The sequence below is a fragment of the Saccharibacillus qingshengii genome, assembly GCF_013185195.1.
GTDB classification, from domain to species: Bacteria; Bacillota; Bacilli; order Paenibacillales; family Paenibacillaceae; genus Saccharibacillus; species Saccharibacillus qingshengii.
Genome location: NZ_JAAZWC010000018.1, coordinates 104,999 through 112,871 on the forward strand (window position 1 = coordinate 104,999; position 7,873 = coordinate 112,871).

The following is a 7,873-nucleotide window of genomic DNA, read 5'->3' on the forward strand; positions in this document are numbered from 1 at the left end:
GCCTCAGCCGTGTCTTCCGATGCCGCAAAGACAATCCGTTCAAGGTCCTTCTATGACGTATTCGAATATGATAATCATTCATGCGGCTTAAGTGTCTTCTTTAGGGTGAGGTTGTTCCGCCGCCGGTTTCCGGATCGGGTTCCGGTACGATTGCTCCGCCGCCCTGCGGATCTTCTTCGGTCGGCTCCGTCGGTTCAGGCGCCGTCGGTTCGTCTCCGTCCGCCGGAGGCGTCTCCTCGACCTCGCCCGGCTGTTCGGTATTGTTGGGGGTCTCCCCGTTCGGCTCGACCGTTTCTTCGGGATCCGGCTGAGCCGGTTCCGGTTCGACAACCGGTTCATCGGTTCCTTGGGCAGGCGGGGCAGTCTCGTTGTCGGGCTCGGTCGTTACCGGCGTATCCGGTTTGGTTTCTTCGGCAGCTGCCGCAATCTCCACAGTGACAGAAGGAGCCGAAGCCTCATCCATCCGAATATAGTCGGGAAGTTCCACTTTTAAGCGCACATTGTGCGAGCCGGCATTCAACCCGCTGAGATCGGCTGTCAGACCGATATCGGCCGCCGTAATCTCCGCAAGACGGCTGGGAGCCCCTTTCACCGTTACGTTCATTTTCCCCGACACCGGATCGGTGATTTTCGCATCGGTACCGGCGGTTTGTCCGGTTAAGGCAACCGGTACATTCTCAATCGTTTTTTCTGCGAACGGTACGACATTGACCGTGAATTCAACCGAAGAAGGTTCGATACGCTCTATGCCGTCGGGCGCAGCCAAAGCTTCTTTATAACGGGTAGATCCTTCCGCTTTGACTTCGCCCAAGTCGAGAGTAACGGGAGGATAGCTGTCCATTCCCTCCAGGACTCCCTTGGGTCCGTACAGCGTCACCTGGTTGGCACCGGCTTCTACGCCCGCCAGAACCAACCCGTCCGGCAAATCGCCGCTGTAGCTCACATTAAGAGGCAGTGTTTTCGACGAGACGGACGAAACGTTGGAAGAAATCGGAATCTGGACTTTGATAGCTGCCGGCGTGATTACCGCGTCGTCCAGTACCTCGCCGTTATTCGCATACGCGACCAGCTTAACCCGCCCCGAGATGCTTTCGTTCGCTCCGTCCACACTCATCTCGCCCTGAATCTTTTGCACTTGCTTCATTTCGCTCTCGGGAAGGGTGACCTTTACGGCATTTCCTTCTTCAAATACGGGATCAAGCTCCGTAAACCCGTCGGCAGGCACACCTGTGGTCAGAATCACCGCATTAAACTCCTGGGTGACCTTCTCTTCGATCGTTACGGTTACCCGGGAAGGTTCGATCGACAGCAGCTCTACGCCCGCCGGAGGATCGAATTGAAGCGGCACGGTGTACTGGCCCGGTTCCGTTACACGGCTCAAATCCATTTTGACCTGGTATTCGGTACTTGGCAGCAGGGAAGTAATCTGTGATCGCTGGCCGGCCACTTCGACGCTGATCCGCTGAGGTACGACGGACTGCAGCACATATTTTTCATCGTCGAGCCCGTAAGGTTCGATGGCCAGGTTCGCGATCGTCTGGTTTCCCTGCGTATTGCGCGTAATGGTTGGGGTATCGGTATCCACATGAACCATCGCCCACAAAATCAAGGCTACGGCCAACGCGATGATCTTGGCGGCGGTATTGTTGCCCAGCCACTTATCCATTCGGCTCGTCCCCTCTCTTTCTCCAGAACAAGCCCTTCTTATCTCTTACGGACGGGTTCGGTTTCAGCAGTTCGTACAGTTTCGATACCAAGGCTTCTTCGCTGATATCGCGCACTACCTTCCCGTCGAGAGCAAGCGAGATCTGCCCTGTCTCTTCCGAGACGATGACGGAAACGGAATCTGCAACTTCGCTAATCCCGATCGCCGCACGGTGCCTTGTTCCGAGTTCTTTGCTGATAAAAGGATTTTCGGAAAGCGGCAAATAACAGGCCGCCGCCGAAAGCGTGCGTTCCTGAATAATGACCGCTCCATCGTGCAGAGGCGTATTGGGTGTGAAAATGTTGATCAGCAGTTCCGAGGTCACCACGGACTTCATCGGAATCCCCGACTCCGTATATTCGTTCAGCCCGGTATTTCTTTCAAAAACAATAAGAGCGCCAATCTTCCGCCGGGACAAATAAGTGACGGATTTCATCAGCTCGCCGATCATCTGGCCCACTTCTTCTTCATCGACGCTGCTCCTGCCCACAAATTTGCCCCGTCCAAGCTGTTCAAGTCCGCGGCGCAGCTCCGGCTGGAAAATAATAAAGATCGCAACGACGCCAAAAGTAAACATCCGATCCATCAGCCACTTTAACGTATACAGATCGAGCCAACTGCTAATTGCCCAAATAATGACGAGCACCAAAATACCTTTCAGCAGCTGTACGGCCCGGGTTCCGCGCACCAGCAGAATCAATTGATACACAATATAAGTAACGATCAAGACATCAACGACGTCCTTGACCGTATCTGTCCAACTCAGGTTGGTAAAGTAATCCATCATGGCCCAAGCCCCCGTTATCTCCGTCTCTCTCAGGCTGCTGGCATTTATGTATGTCCGCCGGCCGTCCAAGCTTCGGAACCGACTGCCGGCCCGGATTATAGTTCGGATTGATATCTATAGGTTATAACGTTCATGCTTTTGTTGCAAGCCGCTGACTGCCTGTTCGACAAAAAAGGCGCCGCCGCCCCTAGGGACGATGACGCCGCGTTTCTACTGCGATCAGAAAGGACATGTAGGCTTTGCAAGAGTTACAGGCCGACCAAACAGGCTTCCGGATCTCGCCTGATCGGATTATCGATAGGCGACTTCCGAAAAGATATTGCCCAGTTTGTACCAGACCCAGTCGAAAGCCTGATCGATATCCTTTACCTGGCCCGCGACATGAGCCGTAGACGCCTGATAAGCGGATCCGTCGATCACCGTTACATTTCCTTCTACTTCGCCGTAGATCTTCAGTTCACCGCGTTCTACGGTGAGGTCTCCGGTCACAACCGTTCCTTCCGGAACAATCACGGTATTCCCTTCAACCTGAACGCGATTGAGATCGCTGCCTTTGACGACAAGCTGTGTATCCGCGTTCCAGAATCCGATCGATGTGCCCAGCATAATAAGGATAAACGCAGCCGCGGCGGTCAAAGCAGGGTGTCTGCGCACCCAATTCCATGCGGGACTGTGCTTTTTGGGCTGAGGAAGAAAGCTCATGATGCGATCGGTTACATCGTCGGATACGGTTGCGGTATCCATCTTGCGGTTTGCAGCAAACAGCATCATCTCCGTCTCTTCGAGACTTCGAAAGGCCGCTCGGCATTCCGGACAGGCATCTAGGTGACTTTTTAATTCGCGCGCCTGCTCCGTAGGCAGGTCTCCATCCAGATAATCGTGCATAAACGAGACGGCTTGTTTGCATTCCATATGGGCCATATCCTTTCGTGAAAACTCGGTAAAATCTCATGTTGACCTTATTATGCTCTACTTAATACGCCATGCGCCGGTGATAGTTTCAACCGTTAACCACAAAATCGCACTTTAATTCAAATTTATTTAGACACGTTCATGAATTCGTAAATTTTCATCATCGCGACATAAAAAAACCGAAATCGCTCAGTACTGCGGCGATTCCAGTTTTTTTCGTAAAAATTCGCGTCCACGATGTACTCGAGTCTTGATCGTGGTCACCGGCATATCGAGAACTTCACTGATTTCCTGCAGGGAAAGTTCCTGCAGATACCGCAGAATCATCACGGTTTTGTACTTTGGAGGCAGTCCGTCGATTGCTTCGTGAATCGTCGTTCTTGTCTCGGAGATCATATACTCGCTCTCCGGCGTTCGGTTATCGCCCGGAATGAGCGCGTAACCGTCCGCTCCATCCTGATCGCCTATTTCAGCGTCCAGCGAATATGTAGGTTTTCTTTTGCGAAGGCGGTCGATACTCAGGTTGGTCCCGATCCGGTAGATCCATGTCGAGAACTTCTGGCCGGGATCATAGCGATCGAGATTGCGGTAAACGCGCAAAAACGTCTCCTGAACCACATCTTCCGCTTCGTGACGATTGCTTAACATTCGATAGGCGAGATGAAAAATTCGATCTTTATAGAGATCAACGATTTCGGCGAAAGCTCTCTGGTCACCTTTGAGCGCAAGTTTCACCAATCTCGTTTCCAGATTGTCCACCGTGTCTCCCCCAGACTAAGCCCGCTGAATCGGGAACCTGAAGCGCCCTGTCGCTTCTTTTCCGGAGTCCCCTTAACAACTTTAAGGCAAGCATTCCATCCGGCGTCTCCAAACGTATGCTTCGCATCGTCGGACCTGCCGAATAGCTGCGCAAACAACGTAAAACCGCCGTTTTATGCGTATGTTCAAATCGTAATTCATGCAGCGTCAAAAAGCAACACTGCTGTTGTAACTTCTTCCAACCCTTGACATCCTCGGACAAAAAAATCTCGCGAGCCTCCCGCAATTTCCCCAAAACAAAACCGCGTCTTTTCCAAGGAAAAGACGCGGTTGAGCAAACCCTTCAGCACTTGAAAAAAAGAGATCAACCGGTGTTGCGAAGTCCTGCGGCAATACCGTTGATGGTCAGCAAAACTTCGCGAAGCAGCTCCTGGTCATCCGGATCTTCCGAATCCCGCAGATCGCGCAGTTCTTTCAGCAGTTGAACCTGCAGATAGCTCAGAGGATCGACGTAAGGATTGCGCAGACGGATCGATTCCTGGATCACCGGAACATTATCCAGAATCTCCTGCTGCCCGGTAATATCGAGAATCAGCTGCTTGGTCAGTCGGAATTCTTCTTCGATCAATCCAAAGATCCGATTGCGGCTTTCTTCGTCTCCGTACATCGATGCATATTCCTTCGCGATGACAAGGTCCGCTTTGGCAATCGCCATCTGCAGCGAGTTGATCAGAGAAGTGAAGAACGGGAAACTTTCGTACATCTGCTTCAACGTCTCCAGATTCTCCGGCTTTCCTTGATAGAAGCTCTGGATTCCCGTGCCGGCTGCATACCAGGCGGGTACAAGGTAGCGACCCTGCGTCCAGGCAAATACCCAAGGAATCGCACGAAGATCTTCGAAACGATCGCTGTTTTTGCGCTTGGAAGGACGGGAACCGATATTCAATTCTCCGATTTCCGACAGCGGCGTTGCTTCCTTGAAGAAGGACAGGAAATCCGGATCCCGGAAGATCAGATCCTGATACTTATTCAGCGAAGCCTCGGAAATATTTCTCGCAATATCTTCCCACTGGCGTTCTTCTTCCATATAAGAAGTATCCGTAGCGGCTACGACAGAAGTCAGCAGCGCCGAAGTCGCTTGTTCCAGACTTCGATACGCGATACCTTTGAGCGAGTAGCGGGAAGACAGCACTTCGCCTTGTTCGGTAATCTTGATTCCCGCTCCGACCGTATGAGGCGGCTGGGCAAGGATGCTGCGGTTAAGCGGCATTCCTCCGCGTCCCAGTGCTCCTCCGCGGCCGTGGAAGAATTTCAGTTTGACTCCGTACTGATTGGCCATGGCCGTGATCTCGTTCAACGCGACACGCAGTTCCCAGTTGGCGGCAACGGTTCCTCCGTCTTTGCTGCTGTCGGAATAGCCGAGCATGATTTCCTGCTGATTGTTCATCGCGTCCACCGCTTCGCGGTATACCGGGATTTCGAACAATCTTTTCATAATGCCGCTCGCGGCCTGAAGATCGTCGATCGTTTCGAACAGCGGTACCGCCTGCAGGGTACAAACGACTTTACCGTCGGCATGTTTGCGGAACAGCCCGACTTCTTTGGCGAATACCATAACTTCGAGAATATCGCTGGATGCTTCCGCCATACTGATCAGATAGCTGCCGATACAGTTCGGACCGAATTCGTTTTGGGCTTCAAACACGGTTCGGTAAACCTGCAGACACTCTTCCGTTCCGTCACTGTAGGTCTGGTAAGGAGTAGTCAGAGGTCTAGGATCTTCAAGAAGTCCGACCAGCAGCTCGATCTTCTCATCTTCCGAAAGCTCGCCGTAGTTCGAAACAATGTTCATGCTGTCTAGAATCTCGCTCATGGCTTTCTCATGTTCCTGGCTGTGCTGGCGAATATCCAGGGTTGCCGTATGGAAACCGAACAATTCCACCTGCCGAACGAGCTTTTTGATTGCGCTATCCGCTACATAATCGGCATGGTGATAACGGAGGCTGCGATCGATCATCTTGAGATCTTCGATCAGCTCGGAAGGATGGGCATAGCGTTCCGGCTTGCCTTTTTTGTCTTCATCCAAGACGTTGTCGAGCTTGCGAATCATATAGGTAAGCTTGACGCGGTAAGGTTCGTTGTCGTTATGCCAGTTCGATTTCGCGTCCACCGTAACCGACTCGCGGTCGCGTTCGATCGACTCCAGGAGCTCGTCCGTCACGTGGACGATACTGCTGCTGAAGCTGAGCATATGGATAAGTTCCACCAAAATGGCATGGTATTCGCGGATCGCCAGCTTGCGCTGCATTTGAAGAGTCTGCCAAGTTACGTTCGCGGTAACCGAAGGATTGCCATCCCGGTCGCCGCCGATCCAGGAACCGAAACGCAGATAGTTCGGAACATGCCAGTCCTGGCCCGGATAATACTTCTCAAGGCAGCGTTCCAGTTCTCCGTACACATCGGGAAGTACATGGAACAGCGTCTCGTGGAAATAATACATTCCGTTTCTGACTTCGTCGAGTACGGTCGGCTTGCGGTCCCGCAGCTCATCGGTCTGCCACAGCGTGATGACTTCATTCAGAAGTTTCTCGCGCAGCTGTTCGCGTTCGCGGAAAGTCAGAGACGGATCGTCAAGCTGCATCACGTCGGCGGCGATACGTTTATGAATATCCAAAATGACTCGGCGTACCGCTTCGGTCGGGTGCGCGGTCATAACAAGTTCAAGCGATAGAGTTTCCAGGAAGGCTTTTACGTCTTCAGGGGAGAAGTTTTGTTCTTTCAACTGCTGAACAGAGGTTTCGATCGAGCCCGGCTGCGCGGCTTCACCGGCAGAACGCTCATAATCTCTTTTTCTGCGAATCCGATGATTCTGTTCCGCAATATTGACGAGCTGAAAATAAATGGCGAAAGCTCGAATCACCTGGTGCCGGATATCCGGATCGAGCGAATAAATTTCCCGTTTAAACTCTTCGTGCAGGTCCGGCAGGTAGATGGCACGCAGAGACTTGCTCAGTTCGCGAATCTTTTCCACCTTGTCCAGGAGCTCCTGTCCGCTGTGATGAACAAGCACTTCACCAAGAATATTTCCCAGGAACCGCACATCGCGTCTGAGCAGGTTGTTGGAACTGCCTTTGCTCGCGGTTACCGTCAGTTCAGTCATTTTACTCCTCCTATCTGTCTGCATCGCATGCTTGCTGCTGATATGACATCTTCATCACATCATACAACAATTCATTTGATAAATCTTCACTTTATAGCGAAAAAGCGACTCGGTATTTCGGGAGACAACCAGCTGATCAAGGAACTTATTTATGAATGAAAGCGGAAGGGATTTATGTATGATATAAAGAATTCCCGCTTTAAAACTGCGCAGAGAGAAAGCGAATATATACAACAAAATGGCGTCCACATAGAACGCCGGGAATATAACAAAAAAGACCGCTTCCGGTCTCTATTTTTAGAAAATGGAGCGGGTGATGGGAATCGAACCCACGCTACCAGCTTGGAAGGCTGGAGTTCTACCATTGAACTACACCCGCAAAAGCAATCGGGATGACACGATTTGAACATGCGACCCCCTGGTCCCAAACCAGGTGCTCTACCAAGCTGAGCTACATCCCGTTATTGATTTGTAAAAATGGCGCGCCCTGAGAGATTCGAACTCCCGGCCTTTTGATTCGTAGTCAAACGCTCTATCCAGCTGAGCTAAG

5 protein-coding genes and 2 tRNA genes are annotated in these 7,873 nt (G+C 51.8%); all 7 read right to left on the reverse strand.

The annotated features are described in order from the left end of the window. Nucleotides 1-100: 100 nt before the first annotated feature. The 7 genes from HRQ60_RS15860 to HRQ60_RS15890 all read right to left on the reverse strand — a co-directional run bounded on the left by HRQ60_RS15860 (nucleotide 101) and on the right by HRQ60_RS15890 (nucleotide 7,784). Nucleotides 101-1,666 (reverse strand): CdaR family protein, encoded by a 1,566-nt coding sequence (locus HRQ60_RS15860; protein WP_172197154.1) that lies wholly within the window; start codon nucleotides 1,664-1,666, stop codon nucleotides 101-103. Continuing rightward, nucleotides 1,659-2,492, reverse strand: coding sequence for a diadenylate cyclase CdaA (cdaA, locus tag HRQ60_RS15865; protein WP_172197157.1), 834 nt, complete (start codon nucleotides 2,490-2,492; stop codon nucleotides 1,659-1,661). Before cdaA ends, HRQ60_RS15860 begins: the two co-directional genes overlap by 8 nt. Nucleotides 2,493-2,783: 291 nt before the next feature. Beyond that, complete coding sequence (locus HRQ60_RS15870) at nucleotides 2,784-3,404, reverse strand: zf-HC2 domain-containing protein (RefSeq protein WP_172197160.1); 621 nt, start codon at nucleotides 3,402-3,404, stop codon at nucleotides 2,784-2,786. Between the two features lie 189 nt (nucleotides 3,405-3,593). Beyond that, complete coding sequence (sigW, locus tag HRQ60_RS15875; RefSeq protein WP_172197163.1) at nucleotides 3,594-4,163, reverse strand: RNA polymerase sigma factor SigW; 570 nt, start codon at nucleotides 4,161-4,163, stop codon at nucleotides 3,594-3,596. Nucleotides 4,164-4,527: 364 nt separating this feature from the next. Further along, a complete protein-coding gene (gene ppc / locus HRQ60_RS15880; protein WP_172197166.1) occupies nucleotides 4,528-7,323 on the reverse strand; it encodes a phosphoenolpyruvate carboxylase in 2,796 nt (931 codons plus the stop codon). 305 nt (nucleotides 7,324-7,628) lie between these two features. Beyond that, a tRNA-Gly gene (locus tag HRQ60_RS15885) sits at nucleotides 7,629-7,702 on the reverse strand. A gap of 8 nt (nucleotides 7,703-7,710) precedes the next feature. Continuing rightward, nucleotides 7,711-7,784: transfer RNA gene (locus HRQ60_RS15890), tRNA-Pro, on the reverse strand. Nucleotides 7,785-7,873: the final 89 nt, after the last annotated feature.

What these genes read in the sequence shown, in the direction of transcription:
- HRQ60_RS15860 (WP_172197154.1), bottom strand. Translation starts at nt 1,666, where the DNA reads ATGGATAAGTGGCTGGGCAACAATACCGCCGCCAAGATCATCGCGTTG.
- cdaA (WP_172197157.1), bottom strand. Translation starts at nt 2,492, where the DNA reads ATGATGGATTACTTTACCAACCTGAGTTGGACAGATACGGTCAAGGAC.
- HRQ60_RS15870 (WP_172197160.1), bottom strand. Translation starts at nt 3,404, where the DNA reads ATGGAATGCAAACAAGCCGTCTCGTTTATGCACGATTATCTGGATGGA.
- ppc (WP_172197166.1), bottom strand. Translation starts at nt 7,323, where the DNA reads ATGACTGAACTGACGGTAACCGCGAGCAAAGGCAGTTCCAACAACCTG.